At 71.6% G+C, this 15,153-nt stretch carries 18 protein-coding genes; 6 read left to right on the top strand and 12 right to left on the bottom strand.

Features of this window, described 5'->3' with window-relative positions:
- Window positions 1–103: 103 nt before the first annotated feature.
- Entirely contained in the window at window positions 104–1,093 is a 990-nt protein-coding gene (locus ABGB12_RS34025) for a DMT family transporter (protein ID WP_347684495.1), read from the top strand.
- Here the strand turns inward: ABGB12_RS34025 and ABGB12_RS34020 are convergent.
- The 5 genes from ABGB12_RS34020 to ABGB12_RS34000 all read right to left on the bottom strand — a co-directional run bounded on the left by ABGB12_RS34020 (window position 1,080) and on the right by ABGB12_RS34000 (window position 3,663).
- Window positions 1,080–1,631: a TetR/AcrR family transcriptional regulator gene (locus ABGB12_RS34020; protein WP_347684493.1), complete on the bottom strand. Its 552-nt coding sequence runs from the start codon at window positions 1,629–1,631 to the stop codon at window positions 1,080–1,082. The two genes, ABGB12_RS34025 and ABGB12_RS34020, sit on opposite strands and share 14 nt — an antisense overlap.
- 134 nt (window positions 1,632–1,765) lie before the next feature.
- Window positions 1,766–2,122 carry a CrcB family protein gene (locus ABGB12_RS34015; RefSeq protein ID WP_347684492.1) on the bottom strand — a complete coding sequence of 119 codons (357 nt, stop codon included), beginning with the start codon at window positions 2,120–2,122 and terminating at the stop codon, window positions 1,766–1,768.
- A complete protein-coding gene (locus ABGB12_RS34010; RefSeq protein WP_347684490.1) occupies window positions 2,119–2,583 on the bottom strand; it encodes a CrcB family protein in 465 nt (154 codons plus the stop codon). Before ABGB12_RS34010 ends, ABGB12_RS34015 begins: the two co-directional genes overlap by 4 nt.
- 12 nt (window positions 2,584–2,595) lie before the next feature.
- Entirely contained in the window at window positions 2,596–3,036 is a 441-nt protein-coding gene (locus ABGB12_RS34005) for a DUF3291 domain-containing protein (RefSeq protein WP_347684488.1), read from the bottom strand.
- Between the two features lie 12 nt (window positions 3,037–3,048).
- The gene (locus ABGB12_RS34000) at window positions 3,049–3,663 is read right to left on the bottom strand and encodes a transcriptional regulator (protein WP_347684486.1); all 615 of its coding nucleotides are present in this window, start codon (window positions 3,661–3,663) and stop codon (window positions 3,049–3,051) included.
- Between the two features lie 195 nt (window positions 3,664–3,858).
- Between ABGB12_RS34000 and ABGB12_RS33995 the strand changes: the two genes are divergently transcribed.
- Window positions 3,859–5,064, top strand: a complete 1,206-nt coding sequence (locus ABGB12_RS33995; protein ID WP_347684484.1) for a beta-ketoacyl-[acyl-carrier-protein] synthase family protein — start codon at window positions 3,859–3,861, stop codon at window positions 5,062–5,064.
- 48 nt (window positions 5,065–5,112) lie between these two features.
- Here the strand turns inward: ABGB12_RS33995 and ABGB12_RS33990 are convergent, their stop codons facing one another.
- Entirely contained in the window at window positions 5,113–5,790 is a 678-nt protein-coding gene (locus tag ABGB12_RS33990) for a DUF402 domain-containing protein (protein WP_347684482.1), read from the bottom strand.
- A 129-nt stretch (window positions 5,791–5,919) separates the two neighbouring features.
- Here ABGB12_RS33990 and ABGB12_RS33985 point away from each other — a divergent pair, with 129 nt between their 5' ends.
- The gene (locus ABGB12_RS33985) at window positions 5,920–6,141 is read left to right on the top strand and encodes a DUF5302 domain-containing protein (protein ID WP_347684480.1); all 222 of its coding nucleotides are present in this window, start codon (window positions 5,920–5,922) and stop codon (window positions 6,139–6,141) included.
- A gap of 50 nt (window positions 6,142–6,191) precedes the next feature.
- Here the strand turns inward: ABGB12_RS33985 and ABGB12_RS33980 are convergent, their stop codons facing one another.
- The 3 genes from ABGB12_RS33980 to ABGB12_RS33970 all read right to left on the bottom strand — a co-directional run bounded on the left by ABGB12_RS33980 (window position 6,192) and on the right by ABGB12_RS33970 (window position 8,465).
- A complete protein-coding gene (locus ABGB12_RS33980; protein ID WP_347684478.1) occupies window positions 6,192–6,590 on the bottom strand; it encodes a hypothetical protein in 399 nt (132 codons plus the stop codon).
- A complete protein-coding gene (locus tag ABGB12_RS33975; RefSeq protein WP_347684476.1) occupies window positions 6,583–6,948 on the bottom strand; it encodes a hypothetical protein in 366 nt (121 codons plus the stop codon). The genes ABGB12_RS33980 and ABGB12_RS33975 overlap by 8 nt, the downstream gene beginning before the upstream one ends.
- Window positions 6,949–7,016: 68 nt before the next feature.
- Window positions 7,017–8,465: a PLP-dependent aminotransferase family protein gene (locus ABGB12_RS33970; RefSeq protein ID WP_347684474.1), complete on the bottom strand. Its 1,449-nt coding sequence runs from the start codon at window positions 8,463–8,465 to the stop codon at window positions 7,017–7,019.
- 93 nt (window positions 8,466–8,558) lie between these two features.
- On the opposite strand from ABGB12_RS33970, the gene ABGB12_RS33965 reads away from it, so the two are divergent.
- Window positions 8,559–8,723: a hypothetical protein gene (locus tag ABGB12_RS33965; protein WP_347684472.1), complete on the top strand. Its 165-nt coding sequence runs from the start codon at window positions 8,559–8,561 to the stop codon at window positions 8,721–8,723.
- The gene (locus tag ABGB12_RS33960) at window positions 8,720–11,074 is read left to right on the top strand and encodes a Tex family protein (protein WP_347684470.1); all 2,355 of its coding nucleotides are present in this window, start codon (window positions 8,720–8,722) and stop codon (window positions 11,072–11,074) included. Before ABGB12_RS33965 ends, ABGB12_RS33960 begins: the two co-directional genes overlap by 4 nt.
- Before the next feature lie 25 nt (window positions 11,075–11,099).
- Here ABGB12_RS33960 and ABGB12_RS33955 read toward each other — a convergent pair whose 3' ends face one another.
- Together ABGB12_RS33955 and ABGB12_RS33950 are read right to left on the bottom strand one after the other, a co-directional pair.
- A complete protein-coding gene (locus ABGB12_RS33955; protein WP_347684468.1) occupies window positions 11,100–11,882 on the bottom strand; it encodes a hypothetical protein in 783 nt (260 codons plus the stop codon).
- A gap of 40 nt (window positions 11,883–11,922) precedes the next feature.
- A complete protein-coding gene (locus ABGB12_RS33950; RefSeq protein WP_347684466.1) occupies window positions 11,923–13,143 on the bottom strand; it encodes an MFS transporter in 1,221 nt (406 codons plus the stop codon).
- A 216-nt stretch (window positions 13,144–13,359) separates the two neighbouring features.
- Here ABGB12_RS33950 and ABGB12_RS33945 point away from each other — a divergent pair, with 216 nt between their 5' ends.
- Window positions 13,360–14,373, top strand: coding sequence for a CHAP domain-containing protein (locus tag ABGB12_RS33945; protein WP_347684464.1), 1,014 nt, complete (start codon window positions 13,360–13,362; stop codon window positions 14,371–14,373).
- 77 nt (window positions 14,374–14,450) lie between these two features.
- Here the strand turns inward: ABGB12_RS33945 and leuE are convergent, their stop codons facing one another.
- Entirely contained in the window at window positions 14,451–15,107 is a 657-nt protein-coding gene (leuE, locus tag ABGB12_RS33940; protein WP_347684462.1) for a leucine efflux protein LeuE, read from the bottom strand.
- Window positions 15,108–15,153: the final 46 nt, after the last annotated feature.

Raw genomic sequence — 15,153 nt, 5'->3', positions numbered from 1 at the left:
TATGGTTTAGGTGATATGGGGCCGAGATAACAATCCCGACATCGTTGCTCTAAGGTGTGCGACGGAGAGAGCCAGATCACACTTTCAGATGAGGAGCCCCGACTTGGACGGAGTCACCCTGGGTTCGGTCGGCGCGGCACTCCTCGGGACGAGCGTCTACTACGTGGCCTTCCTCTTCTTCCGCCAGGCGGCCTCCCGCATGCCCCCGCTGCGCGGCAGCCGGCTGTTCCACACCGCCTGGCACATGCTCACCGACTGGGTCTGGTTCACCGGCGGGATCCTGCTGTTCATCGGCCTGGCCTACGAGGTCATCGCCTTCTCCGCGCTGCCGCTGGGCGTCGCCCAGCCGGTCTTCTCGGTGAGCCTCATGCTGCTGCTGGCCTACGCGACGCTCTTCCTCGGCGAACGGCTCAGCGCGCGGGAGTGGGCCAGCGTCGCGCTGTTCGGGGTGGCGACGGTCCTGCTGGGGCTGTCCAGCGCCGAGACCGACGGGACCGATCTGGACCCCCGCTCCCCCACCCTGCCCGAACTGGCGCTGGTGACCGTCCCGCCGCTGCTGATCGCGGGCCTGGTCTGGCTGGTCGGTGACCGCAGGCGCGGCGGGCGGCACGCGCGGCCCCTGGCCGGCGTCGCCTACGGCATCGGCGCCGGCGTCTGCTCGGGCGTCGCGGAGACGGGAATCCGGGGCATCGCGGCGGTGTGGGCGAGCGAGGGCGACGTCTGGGCCCTGGTGTCCTCGCCCTACCCCTATCTCACGCTGGGCATGGCCGCCATCGCGCTCGCCCAGCTGCAGATCGCCCTGCAACGCTGCCGGATCGCCATCGTGGCCACCCTCATCACGGTCACCGGACGGACGATGCTCGTCCTGTGCAGCCCGGTGCTCTTCGACGAGCCCTGGCCGGACGGGTTCGCCCCCACGGTCCTGCGCACCGGCGGTTTCGTCCTCACCCTGGCGGCGATCGTGCTGTTCCCCCGGCACGAGATGCCCCGGCCCAGCGTCGCCCCCCGTTACGGGCCGCGCCGCCACCGGGAGCCGGTGCCCGTCCCGCCTCCCGGAAGGGGCGCGCGCTCCCCGGAGTTCAACCGTCCATGAAGACGGCGACCCTGCCCCGCAGGATCGCCATGATCAGCGGGAGGCGCTCCCGCTGGTCTCCCCCGCGCAGGCGGGTGCCTCGGAACAGGTCGAGGGCGAGCTGGACGAGGTCGGCGAACAGGGCCGGCGGCAGGACGTCCAGGCCGGGCAGCTGCCCGGCGATCTCCTGGATGTCGCGGCGGTAGGCGTCCAGCAGCGGGCCGAGCCGGGCGGCGAGGGCCGGGTCGGTGCGGGCCGCGCCCATCAGCTCAAGGAAGACCCCGCAGATGCGGTGCGAGCTCAATTCCGCCAGCATGTGCAGGGCTGTCTCCAGGGGCTCCTCGTCCCGGGGCGCGGCGTCCAGCAGTCCCTGCATCGCCACGAGCTGGCGGCAGGCGACCTCCTCGGCCACCGCCATGTAGAAGTCCTCCAGGGTGCCGAAGTGGTGGAACAGCGCGGCCGGAGCCACCCCGGCGCGCGCGCCGACGGCCTGCGGGGTGCAGCGGACCGGCCCCAGTTCCAGGAGGGTCTCGATGCCCGCGTCGAGCAGTCTCGGCACCGCCTCCTCCCTGCGTCTGCGAAGACTCCACCCGACCGGGACGGAACTCACTCGTCCCCCCTCTGCGTGATCATGGTGGCCAGCCTAGGTGCGCTGCTCGTTTCAGGGCAATCGTCCGGCCAACGTCCGGCGCATCAAAATACTCCTCCCACGACCAGCCCCAGCCCTGCGGCCGCCAGACCGGCTCCGGTGCTCAGGAGCACGTTGGCCAGGGCACGTCCTCCGGTCCCCTCCTCCATCAGCCGGACGGTCTCGTACCCGAACGTCGAATAGGTCGTCAGCGCCCCGCAGAATCCGACCCCCGCCAGCTCCATCACTCCGCTTCCCGCCTGAACCCCCGCGACCAGCCCCAGCACCCCCGACCCGGCGACGTTCACCGCGAGCGTCCCCCAGGGGAACGCCGTCCCCCACCGCCGCTGGACCTCCCGGTCCACCAGGTACCGCAGCGGCGCCCCCACCGCCGCCCCCAGGGCGATGAGCAGGGCGGTCAACGCGCGGCCTCCGTGCGGCGCAGCAGGACGCGGGTCGCGGCCGAGCCCAGCCAGGCGGCGGGCAGGGCGGCCAGCGGGGTCGCCAGCAGGACGAGAAGGGCGGTGGCCGGAGTGTCCGACCGGTGGACGTCCATCATGTAGGCGGAGAAAGTGGTGAAGCCGCCCAGGAAGCCCACGCCCAGGAAGGGCCGGGTCAGGGAGGGCAGGGAGGGCAGGGCCGCGATCGCCGCCATCAGCACTCCGATGAGCAGGCAGCCCGTCACGTTGACGAGGAAGATCGCGCGGACGAACTCCCCCTGCGGCGACGGCAGCAGGACCGTCAGCCCGTGCCTGGCCAGGGCGCCCAGCGCCCCGCCCAGCGCGATGGCGCCGAGCACCCGCCGCGGGGTCCGCTCCAGTTCCCGGCGCTGTGCGGGGATCCGCAGATCGACATCGGGGTCGCGGGGCTGCTCGTCGGCCATGGTCCCCGGATTCTAACGGGCGGGTTCCGGCTCGAAGTGCTCGCGGAAGGTGAACGCTTCAGGGGTGGCGCCCCGGACGCGGAGCAGTTCCAGGCGCTCCTTCCCCTCCTCGACGGTGGGGATGTGCCCTTCGGGGATCCACCACATCACGCTCGCGGGGGCCTCCATGTGCTCGAACCATTCGCCGCGGCGGCGAAGGAAGTCCAGGTGGACGCTGCGGTAGGTGAAGTCGAAGAAGGCCTGTCGGGACTCCCAGACGCTCATGGTCACGACGATCGTCTTGTCGGCATAGGGGTGGGTGGAGGGTTCGTCCTCGGCCGCCAGGCGCCAGACGAAACCTGGCGCGGCTTCGGCCAGCCCGTTGATCCTGTCCAGGTTCATGGCGAAGTCGGCGGTCGCGGGGTCGTCGATGGGGGCCAGAAGGCGCGCGATGTTGAACTGGGCGAGATACATGTCGCCAATATGTCAAATCTCGCTAGTTTTAGAAAGGGCCACACAGCACCTGCCGGGAGCCGGATCCATGCGCGCCCTCCAGTCGCAGCCCTCGACGACCCCTTCCAGCAGGGCGAGGTTCATCGAGCACACCAGGACCGGGTACTCCTCGGCCAGCAGGTGGAACGGGCAGTTGCGCATGCGCAGGACGCCGTCCTCCTCGTACGGCTCGTAGCCGCGCTCGCGCAGCAGCTCTTCCGGCTCCCCGACGCACGTCCGGCCATACGCACGAGCGGCGTCCTCCGCCTTCCCGTCCAGGCCGGCCTGCTTCACGACCTCCGCCAGCAGCGACGCGACGGTCCGGTAGTCGCGGGGCGGCACGCTCACCGCGAACTCCCCCGAGGCCCTCCGGTAGTACTTGGCCGGACGCCCCGCGCCGGGGCCGCCGCGTCCGGCGGGCCGCCGGAAGACCGCGTCCAGGAGGCCCGCCTCCACGAGCTTGTCCAAATGGAAGGCGGCCAGGGTGCGCTGGACGCCCGCCGCCTCCGCCGCCTCGTTCCGCCCCACGTCGTACCCCTGGGCCGCCACGTACTCGTAAAGCCCGCGCCGGACGGGATCGTTCAGCAGCGCGATCGCCTCGATGCTCACCCCGCCATCCTAAGAGCGCCCGGAAACCCGGCAGGATCAAGATCAAGTTATAGGTTACCTACAACAGCCCGGCGGTCAGCTTGGTCCAAGATCCCCAGCGAGAATTCTGCTATCCCCTGGCAGACTGAGGATCCGGTGAACCGGTCTCGACTCTCGAGACAACAGCGGTTTGTGAGATCTAGACGGGAGAACACCATGCGTGAAGCGGTCGTCACCGGCCTGGGCGCGACCACCCCCCTGGGCGGCGACCTGCCGAGCACCTGGGAGGCACTGCTCGCGGGACGGTCCGGGGTCACCCTGATCGAGCACGAGTGGGCCGGGGAACTGCCCTCCCGGATAGCGGGCCTGCTCAAGGTCGACCCCACCGAGGTGCTCAGCCGGGTCGAGGCCCGCCGCCTCGACCGGGTCGAGCAGATGGCCCTGGTCGCCGGACGCGAGGCGTGGGAGTCCGCGGGCCGGCCCGAGGTCGACCCGCTGCGGCTCGCCGTGGTCATCGGCACCGGCATCGGCGGCGCGAACACCCTGCTGGGCCAATACGAGACCATCACCAGCAGCGGGCCCAGGCGCGTCTCCCCCAACACCATCCCGATGCTCATGCCCAACGGCCCGTCCGCCTACGTGAGCATGGACATCGGTGCCAAGGGCGGCGCCCGCACCCCGGTCAGCGCCTGCGCGGCGGGCGCCGAGGCCATCGCGATGGCCGCCGACCTGATCCGGCTGGACCGCGCCGACGTCGTCGTCACCGGCGGCGCCGAGGCCTGCGTGCACCAGCTCACCATGGCCGCCTTCGCCCAGATGCGCGCCCTGTCCACCCGCAACGACTCGCCGGAGACCGCCTCGCGGCCCTTCGACGTCACCCGCGACGGCTTCGTCATGGGCGAGGGCGCCGCCGTCATGGTGCTGGAGAGCGCCGAGTTCGCCGCCGCCCGCGGCGCGACCGTCCACGGCCGGATCGCCGGTTCGGGCATCACCTCCAGCGCCGACCACATCACCGCCTCCCACCCCGAGGGGCAGTCCCGGGCGATCCGCGCGGCCCTGGCGGACGCCGGCCTGTCCCCGCTGGACATCGACCACGTGCACGCGCACGCCACCTCCACGCCGCAGGGCGACGTCGCCGAGGCCGAGGCCATCGCCTCCGCCCTGGGGTCGCACCCGGTCGTCACCGCCACCAAGTCGATGACCGGTCACCTCATCGGCGCCAGCGGGGCGCTGGGCGCGATGAGCGCCCTGCTGTCGGTCCGCGACGGCATCGTCCCCGGCGTGCTCAACCTCGAGGAACTCGACCCCGAGATCAAGATCGATGTGGCCCGGGGCGGCGCCCGCCGGATGCCCGTCCGCGCCGCGGTCGCCAACAGCTTCGGCTTCGGCGGCCACAACATCTCCCTGGTCCTCACTCCCTGACCAGGGACGGGGCGGCGCCGGCCACGCCGGGCCGCCCCGAGCCGGCTCTCAGCGGCGGGCGCGCGGCCGGTCCCAGCCGGGCGGCAGCTCGTCGGGCACCGGCCAGGACGGGTCGGGCCGGAAGTCGCACCAGGTGCCGTCGAAGGGGAAGTGCCCCTTCTCGATCCGCTCGGCCACCCGCAGCCCCTCGGCCCGCACCGCCTGCTCGTCGGTGACCCAGTAGTGCTCGGGGAAGCCGAGCCGCTCCTCCAGTTCGTGCTCGTCCTTCCACGACCAGGTGCGGTCCCGGTCGACCCAGATGTCGAGGTCCTGGTCGCAGATGTCGATGCCCGCGGCGGTCTCGTCCTGCCACACGACTCCGGGCTCCTCCAGGTTCACGTACCAGCCGTAGAAGGTGTCCTCCGGGTACCAGAAGAAGAGCACCGAGTGCGCCGCGCCGGGCGGCATGAACATGAAGACGTTCGGCCCGCGCCAGCGCATGGCGGTGAGCTCCCGTTCCACCGTCACCCACTCGGAGAACGGCATGTCCCGCAGTCCGCGCCCGTCGGCGGTCATCGTCGCGGACATCGCCGTGTGCCGCGGAATCCACAACCGCAGGCCGTGCTCGTCGTGCTCGACGACCCGGACGGCCCGGACGAAGACCAGCCGGTCACCGGTGAACTGGCGGTGCAGGATGACCTGCCCGGGAGCGAACCGCAGGGTCTCCAGATCGTGCTGCGTCGTCATGACACTGATTGAATCAGTTCCGGGGAACTGCTCGCCGCCGGCCACGGGCACGCCGGCACCGGCCGTGTGTTCGGCGACACCGGGTTCCTCGTGTGGTTCGGCGCTTGACCGGCGTGGCAAGCTGGACACATGGCTGATCACGAACAGGACGAGCAGACCGGAGCCCCCGAGGGGGAGGCTCCCGAGGAGACTCCGGAGGAGACCGCCAAGCGCAGGTTCCGGGAGGCGCTGGAACGCAAGCAGAACGCGGGCCACGCCGGCGCCGGAGGCGGCCGGGGCGGATCCAAGATCCACGGGAACCAGACCCAGGGCGGGGGCAAGCGCACCTTCCGCCGCAAGGCGGGCGGCTGACCTTCCGTCCGACCCACGAGGACGGGTGAGGGCCGGCGCCCTCGCCCGTCTCACTTCTCCGAGGAGACCGGCTCTCCGGAGCGCCTGCGCAGCCACAGCAGGCCCAGGACGGGCAGGATCAGCGGGACGTACCCGTATCCGGCCCCGAACTGCGACCAGACGGTGGGTTCGGGGAAGGCCCCGGGCTCGAGCACGCTGTACAGGCCGATGCCCAGGACCCCGGCGAGTTCGACGCCGACGGCCGCCAGCGCGACCCCGCGGCGGGAGGTCCACAGCGCGGCGGTGGCCAGCAGGTAGATCGCCGCGGCGACCGCGGAGAGCAGGTAGGCCACGGGCGCCTGACCGAACTCGGTGGCCAGCTGGTAGCCCGACCGGGCTCCCGCCGCCAGGGTGAAGATCGCGTAGACCGCGACCAGGACGCGTCCCGGACCGCTGGAGAGCTCAGACACCGGTACCGCTCCACAGGTCCTGCATCCGCAGGATGACCACCGGGACCGTCAGGCAGGCCACGCCCGCCGCCACCGACCCCCATTTGCTGCGCTCGCCGACGCCGAGGAACGCGCCGACCGGGAGCACCACCAGCGAACCCGCCAGGTAGCCGATGAACGTGCCCTTCTCCTGCGGGTCGTGCCCGCCCGCCAGCAGGACCGCCGCCGTGATCACCTGGATCAGCAGCCCCGCCTCCAGGACGGCCATGGCCACCAGGTGCACCGCCTGGATCGGCTTGTCCCGGGCCGAGAGCACCAGGAACCACACCGCCGCCACCAGGGACAGCGCGATCAGGGTCCCCGCTAGCCAGCCGACCATCGGCTTCCTCCACTTTCTCGTTCCGGCGGACCCACCGTACAACCGCCGGGAGGGAGGACCGACCCGGGTCAGACGCAGGCGGGCAGAGAGCGGGCGGCGGGCAGGTCCTCGACCCCGGAGTAGGCCGCCGCCATGCGTTCCACCGCCTCGCGCATGACGTCGGGCCGCAGCACGTAGGGCAGCCTGACGGCGTCCTCCAGCACCCCGTCGGCGCCGAAGACCGGGCCGGGCACGATCCGGACGCCGCGCCGCTGGGCCACTTCGCAGAACGCCGTGGCCACGGGCGAGGGGAGCCGCGCCCACAGCGACATGCCGCCGGAGGGCACGGTGAACCTCCAGTCGGGCAGCCGGGTGCGCAGCGCCTCCACCAGGGCGTCGCGGGAGGCGGCCAGCCGCGCGGACCGCTCGGCCCGCACCTCCTCCAGGCGCTGGAACAGCTCCGCGGTGATCAGCTGCTCCAGGACCGGGGAGGCGATGTCCATCGGTTCCCGGACCGTGGCCAGCTTCCGGGCGAGCGGGATGGTGGTGCGGATCCAGCCGATGCGCAGGCCGCCCCAGAACAGCTTGGACGCCGACCCCACCGAGATCACCCGGCCGCCGGTGTCGTAGGCGGCGACGGGCGAGGGGACGGGCTCCTCGATGCCCAGTTCCGCGAAGGTCTCGTCGGAGATGAGCTGGGTCTGGGCGGCGCGGGCGGCCTCGACCAGGGCGATGCGGTCGGACTCCGGCATCAGGTGGCCGGTGGGGTTCTGGAAGTCGGGGATGAAGTAGCCGAGCCGGACGGCGGCCTGCCGCATTCCGGCGGAGATCAGGTCGAGGTCCCAGCCGTCGGCGATGCCCACGGGGACGAGCCGGGCGCCCCTGTTGCGCAGCGCGGTGAGCACGTGGGGGTAGGTCGGCCGTTCCAGCATCACCGTGTCGCCCCGGCTCACCAGGGTGCGGATCAGCAGGTCGCAGGCCTGCTGGCCGCCGGTGGTGATGATGATCTCCTCGGGCCGGGTGGGCAGGCCGCGCTGGGTGTAGCGGTCGGCGATGGCGGCGCGCAGCACGGGCAGTCCGGCGGGTTCGTAGCCCGCGACGCAGCTGTAGCGGGGCAGTTCCCTGACCGCGGCCTCGACCGCCTCGCTGAAGACCGCGGGCGCGGCCGGCGCGGCGCAGCCCAGGTCGATGGTGTCCGGCGGCATCACCGGACCGGGGTCGGCGGTGAACGCCGGGACGGGGGGCAGGGGTGAGAGCGTGACGGGGGGCAGCGTCGTCCAGCTTCCCGCTCCCTGCTTGCTGGAGACGTAGCCGTCCTCTCGCAGCGAGTCGTAGGCGGAGGTCACGGTGGTGCGGCTGACCGACAGCGCGGAGGCCAGATCGCGCTCGGCCGGCAGCCGCACCCCCAGGGGCAGCCGCCCGTCCCGGATCAGGTTCCGGACGCCCGTCGCGAGCGCCCCGTAGAACGGCCGTTCCGCCGGGAGCTCGCCCAGGAGCCTGGCGAGTTGCAGACCACTGACATGCCGCGCATCACCCATACAGGCCAGTTTGTCGGATTGGCCCTTAACAAACAAGCCATTGGCCTGAAGTAATGGAAGTGGCCCGAAAAGACCACTCCTCGGAGGAATCCCATGCTCTACGCCCTGATCTTCTTCGCCGCGCTCGCGATCCTCGGCCCCCTCCTCGGCCGGGACTCCCGGGACGCCCGCGACTGGTCACTCGTTCCCCAGGACGAGCCGCGTCGTCACGCTTCCGGGGGACAAGCACTCCCCGGAGCCGGAAGAATGCAGCCATGAGCTTGAGTCTGCCGACGATTCACCGGCGTATCGCGGACGAGTTGGGTGTGCGGGAGCGACAGGTCGAGGTCGCGGTCGACCTGCTCGACGGCGGTTCGACCGTGCCCTTCATCGCCCGGTACCGCAAGGAGGCCACCGGGGCCCTCGACGACACCCAGCTGCGCACCCTCGAGGAGCGACTGCGCTACCTGCGCGAGCTGGAGGAACGTCGCGCGGCGGTGCTGGAGTCCGTCCGCTCCCAGGGCAAGCTGACCGAGGAGCTCGAGGCCCGGCTCCTCACCGCCGACTCCAAAGCCCGACTGGAGGACCTCTACCTCCCCTACAAGCCCAAGCGGCGCTCCAAAGCCCAGACGGCCCGCGAGGCCGGGCTCGAGCCGCTCGCCCTCACCCTGCTGGAGGACCCGTCCCAGGACCCCAAGGCTCTCGCCGCCGGGTTCGTGGGCGAACAGGTCGCCGACGAGGCCGCCGCGCTGGAGGGCGCCCGGGCCATCCTGGTCGAGAGGTTCTCCGAGGACGGCGAGCTCATCGGCGAGCTGCGCGAGCGGATGTGGACCGGCGGACGGCTGATCTCCCGCGTCGTGGAGGGCAAGGAGGAGGCCGGGGCCAAGTTCTCCGACTACTTCGACTTCGCCGAGCCGTTCACCGCGCTCCCCTCCCACCGCGTCCTGGCGATGTTCCGCGGCGAGAAGGAGAAGGTCCTCGAACTCGTCCTGGAGCCCGAGGAGCCCGTCGAGGGCCCGAGCTCCTTCGAACGGCGCATCGCCCAGCGCTTCGACATCGCCGACAGGGGCCGCCCCGCCGACCGCTGGCTGCTGGACGCCGTCCGCTGGGCCTGGCGAACCCGCATCCAGGTGCACGTGGGGTCGGACCTCCGCGCCCGCCTGTGGGAGGCGGCCGAGGAGGAGGGCGTGCGGGTCTTCGCCGCCAACCTCCGGGACCTGCTGCTGGCCGCGCCCGCCGGCACCCGCCCCACCATGGGGCTGGACCCGGGCCTGCGCACCGGGGTGAAGGTCGCGGTGGTGGACGCCACCGGCAAGGTCGTCGCGACCGACACGATCTACCCGCACGAGCCGCGCCGCCAGTGGGACGCCTCGCTGGCGACCCTGGCCAAGCTGGTCAAGGCGCACGGCGTCGAGCTCATCGCGATCGGCAACGGCACCGCCTCCCGCGAGACCGACAGGCTCGCGGGAGAGCTGGTCAAGCTGATGCCCGACACCACCAAGATCATGGTCTCGGAGGCGGGCGCCTCGGTGTACTCCGCCTCGGCCTACGCCTCGCAGGAACTGCCCGACCTGGACGTCTCGCTGCGCGGCGCGGTGTCCATCGCCCGCCGCCTCCAGGACCCGCTGGCCGAACTGGTGAAGATCGACCCCAAGTCCATCGGCGTCGGCCAGTACCAGCACGACCTGGCCGAGAACAAGCTCTCCCGCTCCCTCGGCGCGGTCGTCGAGGACTGCGTGAACGCCGTCGGCGTGGACGTCAACACCGCGTCGGTGCCGCTGCTGACCCGGGTCTCGGGCATCAGCACCGGGCTGGCCGAGAGCATCGTCGCCCACCGCGACGCCAACGGCCCCTTCCGCACCCGCAGGGCGCTGCGGGACGTGCCGCGGCTCGGCCCGAAGGCCTTCGAGCAGTGCGCGGGCTTCCTGCGCATCCCCGGGGGCGACGACCCGCTGGACTCCTCGGCCGTGCACCCCGAGGCCTACCCGGTGGTGCGCCGCATCCTGGACTCCACCGGCTCGGACCTCAAGACGCTGATCGGCAGCCGTACCCTGAGCTCCCTCAGGCCGCAGGACTTCGTCGACGACACCTTCGGGCTGCCCACGGTCACCGACATCCTGGCCGAGCTGGAGAAGCCGGGACGCGACCCGCGTCCGGCCTTCAAGACCGCCGCCTTCAAGGACGGCGTCGAGAAGCTCACCGACCTCGAGCCCGGCATGCTGCTGGAGGGCGTGGTCACCAACGTCGCGGCGTTCGGCGCGTTCATCGACGTCGGCGTGCACCAGGACGGGCTGGCCCACGTCAGCCAGCTGTCGAACTCCTTCGTCAGCGACCCGCGCGAGGTGGTCAAGCCCGGCGACGTGGTGCGCGTCAAGGTGCTGGAGGTGGACCTGCAGCGCAAGCGCATCTCCCTCACGCTGCGCCTGGACGAGGAGTCGCCGCGCGGCCCGCGCGGCGACGGCCGGGGCAAGGGCGAGCGGCGCGGGGACGAGCAGCGGCGCGGCCGTCCCCAGGGCGGCGGCAAGACAGGCGGCAAGGGCGGCAGGGGCAAGGACGACGGCGGGCGCCGTGAGGGCTCCCAGCCGTCGGGCGCCCTGGCCGACGCGCTGCGCCGCGCCGGGCTGGCCTGAGGACGCCGGCCGGGACGGGCGGCGGTCAGGGGCGGATACCGGTCACCGCGAACCGCTCCACGTCGGCCACATGGCCGCCCGTCCACACCACGATGGTGGCGACCTTCTCGATCTCCCCCTCGTAGGGCAGGGTCAGCCGCCAGCGCGCGTCCTGACCCCCGGCGGGCGTGCAGCAGTGCTCGCCGAGCGGTTCCCCGGCGCGCGGGTGCAGGATCTTGGCCTGGAGGCTCTCGTCCACGCCCGTGATCCGGCCCCCCAGCGTCGCGGGGGACTCCGTCCGCCCTCCGTAGGCGGGGGTGGTGAGGCTGAGGGTGGTGTCGTCGGTGCCGACGACCTCCCACGGCCCGTCGGGGTCGCCGCCCACCCGGAACAGGTGGATGACGGCGGCGGTGAGGTCGCGGCCCTCGGCCCGGAAACCGACGCCGATCCTGGCCTCCGTTCCGTTCACGGACCGGCTCGTGATCCGGTCGATGCCGGTGAAGCCGAGGTAGGAGCGGGTGAAGGAGAGCGCGGTGCCGCCGGCGTCCAGGTTCCAGGACGCGTACCCGCCCGGACGGAAGGAGCGGGCCTCTGCCGGGCCGCTGAAGGGCCACAGCGGCACGTAGCCGTTGGGGAGCATGCTCCGCGGCTCCTCCGGCTCCGGCTGTCCGGGGGTGGGTTCCGGCGAGGTGTCGGGCGGGGCGGTCTGAGTCGGAGTGCTCGTCGTCGGTGTGGGCGAGGGTTCGGCTTCCGGGTCCTCGCCACCGCATCCGGCGACGAGGACGAGACCCAGCACGAGACCCGCTACAGCTGTACGGCACGACTTCATCAGGCGCCTCCCCTGCGCATTGTGCCTTATGCCAGAGAAGTTAAACGATGATCGCTTTTTCCGTTTTCTCCGGCACGGGTTCCACGGCTCCCGGACTCCTCCGCCACACCAGCCCCGCCACCAGCGCGACGACCAGCCCCACGCCCCCGGCCAGGACGAAAGCCCAGCCCGGCCCCGCCTGGTCGATCACCCGTCCCGCGAGCGGGGCGGAGCACGCCAGGCCGAACGTCATCGCGGTGCTGTGCAGCCCCATCGCCTCGCCCCGCACCGACGCCGGAACCCACCGGGACATGGTGTCCACCGTCGTGGACAACGACGGCGCGCACAGCAGGCCCGAGGGGATGAGCGCCACCATCAGCAGCCGCCAGTCGGTGACCAGCACGAGCGGGAGGGTCAGCAGCGCCATCGCCCCGATCAGCACCGGGGCGGGGAAGCCCCGCGGAAGCCCGCCGTAGACGAAGCCCCCCACCAGCGACCCCAGGCACCACACGCCGATGACCAGGCCCGTCCAGCTCACCGCGCCGCTCCCCGTGAGCACCGCGATGATGCCCAGCTCGGTGGCGGCCAGGACGAAGGTGGCGGAGAAGGTCACCAGCAGCAGCGCCGCCATCGGGACGGTGATCCAGGACCGCCGGGGCACCGGGTCCCCGCCGGAGGCGGCCTCCGCCTCCGCCTCTTCCTCAGTGCGCGTCGGCGGGTTCAGCACGAAGAGCGCGGTCCCGGACCCGACCATGCCGAGGCCGATGGCGGCGAGCGTCCAGCGGCTGCCCACCAGGGCCACCGCCGCGGTGGCCAGGGCGGGACCGATCATGTAGGCGATCTCGACCAGCATCGAGTCCAGCGAGAACGCGGTGCGCCGCCGCTCCTCGGGGACCAGCACGGCCAGGCACTGCCGGGTCAGGCCGAACACCGGGAGGGCCAGCAGGCCGGACAGCAGCGCGCCGACCAGCAGCGGCCAGAAGGACAGGTGGCCCGCCAGCGGCCAGAAGCACGACTGCGCGAGCATCGTGACCAGCAGGACGGGCCGCATCCCGTACCGGTCGACGAAGCGCCCGGCGACCGGGGCGCTGAGCGCCACCCCGAGCGTGCACAGCGCCCCGACCAGGCCCGCCTGGAAGAAGCCCCGGTCCAGGGTGATGGCGACGTGCAGGGTCAGGGCCACTCCGGTGGCCGTCACCGGGATCCGGGCGAGCGTCCCCACGAGCATCAGGCTCGGCAGCCCCGGCAGGGAGAGCACCCTCCGGTAAGGCTCTATCTTCATCTGGTTCCTTACCTCCGGAGGAACAGTGTGCCAGGAGCCCTTGACCTGGGAAAATTTTTTTCTTGACACGGCAAGGGATTCCTTGACCTGGACCCGACGGATCCTTCGGTATCGCTTGCCCCTGCCAGTTACCTTGAGTACATTCTTCCGAGATCGAGTCGTGATCAGCCCTGGAAGGTCACGGAACTCGAAGGTCGTGGAACAAGGAGTGAGCGCGTGGATCCGGTAGGCCAGAAGCTCCTGGAAATCGCGAAGAGCGAACTGGGCTACACCGAGAAGAGCGGTGGCTACACCAAGTTCGGCGACTGGTGGACCAAGAACGTCGACGAGGAAGCCAACCCGTACTTCACGACGGCCCCCTGGTGCGACATGTTCCTCGCCTGGGCCGCGGACAAGGCGGGCGTCACCGAGTACGCCGGCCAGTTCGCCTCCACCCAGGAGCACGCGCAGTGGTTCGAGGAGAACGACGCCTGGGGCACCACCCCCGAGCCGGGCGCGCTGGTCTTCTTCAACTGGTCGGGCGCCAAGAGCATCGACTCCATCCAGCACGTGGGCATCGTCGAGAAGGTCGGCGAGGACGGCACCATCCACACCATCGAGGCCAACACCTACAACACCCTGGCCAAGCGCGAGCGCGACTCCGCCGACATCGTCGGTTACGGCTATCCGGGCAAGGTGAAGGTCGCCGGGCAGGTCTACCAGGGCTACCAGCCCAAGCACTCCGCCCCCGCGCCCTCCGTCGAGCAGCTCACCCAGGCGCCCGTCACCGACCTCCAGGCCCAGGTCCAGGTCCGTCCTGAGCCCGCCGGGGGCGACGCGCACGAACTTCCCGTCAAGGAGGCCGCGCTCACCGGCGTGGTCGGCCTGGCCGTCCTGGGCGTGCTCGCCGTCGGCCTGGCCAAGGCCGCCGCGGTGAAGGTCCCGGCCGCCGTGGCCGCCGCCCCCGAGGTCCGGGTGCGCAAGCGCGGACGCCACCACCGCACCTCCGGCGCCCCGCCGGTCGCGATGCCCGCCGAGATGACCCACTACGACCTGGACGACGCCGAGGCCGGCACCCTGATGATGCCCGCCATCTCGGCCCAGGTCGCCCAGGAGGTGGAGGACCGCGAGTTCTGGGGCCGGATCGCCCACCTCAAGGAGGACGAGGAGCTCGGCTTCTGGACCGACCTGCACACCGCAGTCACCCAGACCAGCGAGACCAACGCCCAGCTCACCGGCCGCCGCCGCTAAGGCACCGGACGAGAGAGGGGGTGCGGGCCCGTCGGCCCGCACCCCCTTCGTCCGTTCTCTTCCGGCTCCGGGCTCCTTCAGCCCGCCGAGGAGGTCGCCAGCTTGGCCGCGAAGCCCAGGAAGCCCAGGCCCACCGCGGAGGTCGCGGTGGCCGACAGCCGCTTGCGCCGCCGGAACCCCTCGGCCAGCCAGGTGCCGCCGAAGATGAGCATGGTCAGGTAGAGCATGCTGAACACCTGCAGGATCACCGCGAGCACCAGGAACGACACCGCCGGGTACGGGTAGGACGGGTCGACGAACTGGACGAAGAACGAGATGAAGAAGAGGATCGCCTTCGGGTTCAGCAGGCTGATCACCAGCGCCTTGCGGAACGGGCGGCTCTCGGGGGACGGTGGGGCGTCGGGCTCCGCTCGCTCCGTCCGGAGCGAACGTTCCCGCCACATGCCCCAGGCGGCGCGGAGCATGCCGAAGGCCAGCCAGGCCAGGTAGGCCCCGCCGAGGTACTTGACCACCGAGAAGAGCAGGGCGTTGGCCTGCAGCAGGGACGCCGCCCCGACCGCCGTCAGCAGCATCAGCACCGAGTCGCCGATGAAGACCCCGCACGCCGCCCGGTAGCCGTGCCGTACTCCGTTCCCGGCCGAGACGGACAGCGTGTACAGGGAGTTGGGGCCGGGGAGCAGAATGATCAGGAAGGCCCCCACCGCATAAGTGGTGAGGTCAGTGATGCCGAACATGCCATTAAGTGTGCCATTTACCAGGTTTTGGCTGGGAACCGAGGAG

The organism is Actinocorallia sp. B10E7 (assembly GCF_039871655.1).
Classification (GTDB): domain Bacteria; phylum Actinomycetota; class Actinomycetes; order Streptosporangiales; family Streptosporangiaceae; genus Actinocorallia.
This window is presented reverse-complemented; position numbering and strand designations above follow the sequence as displayed.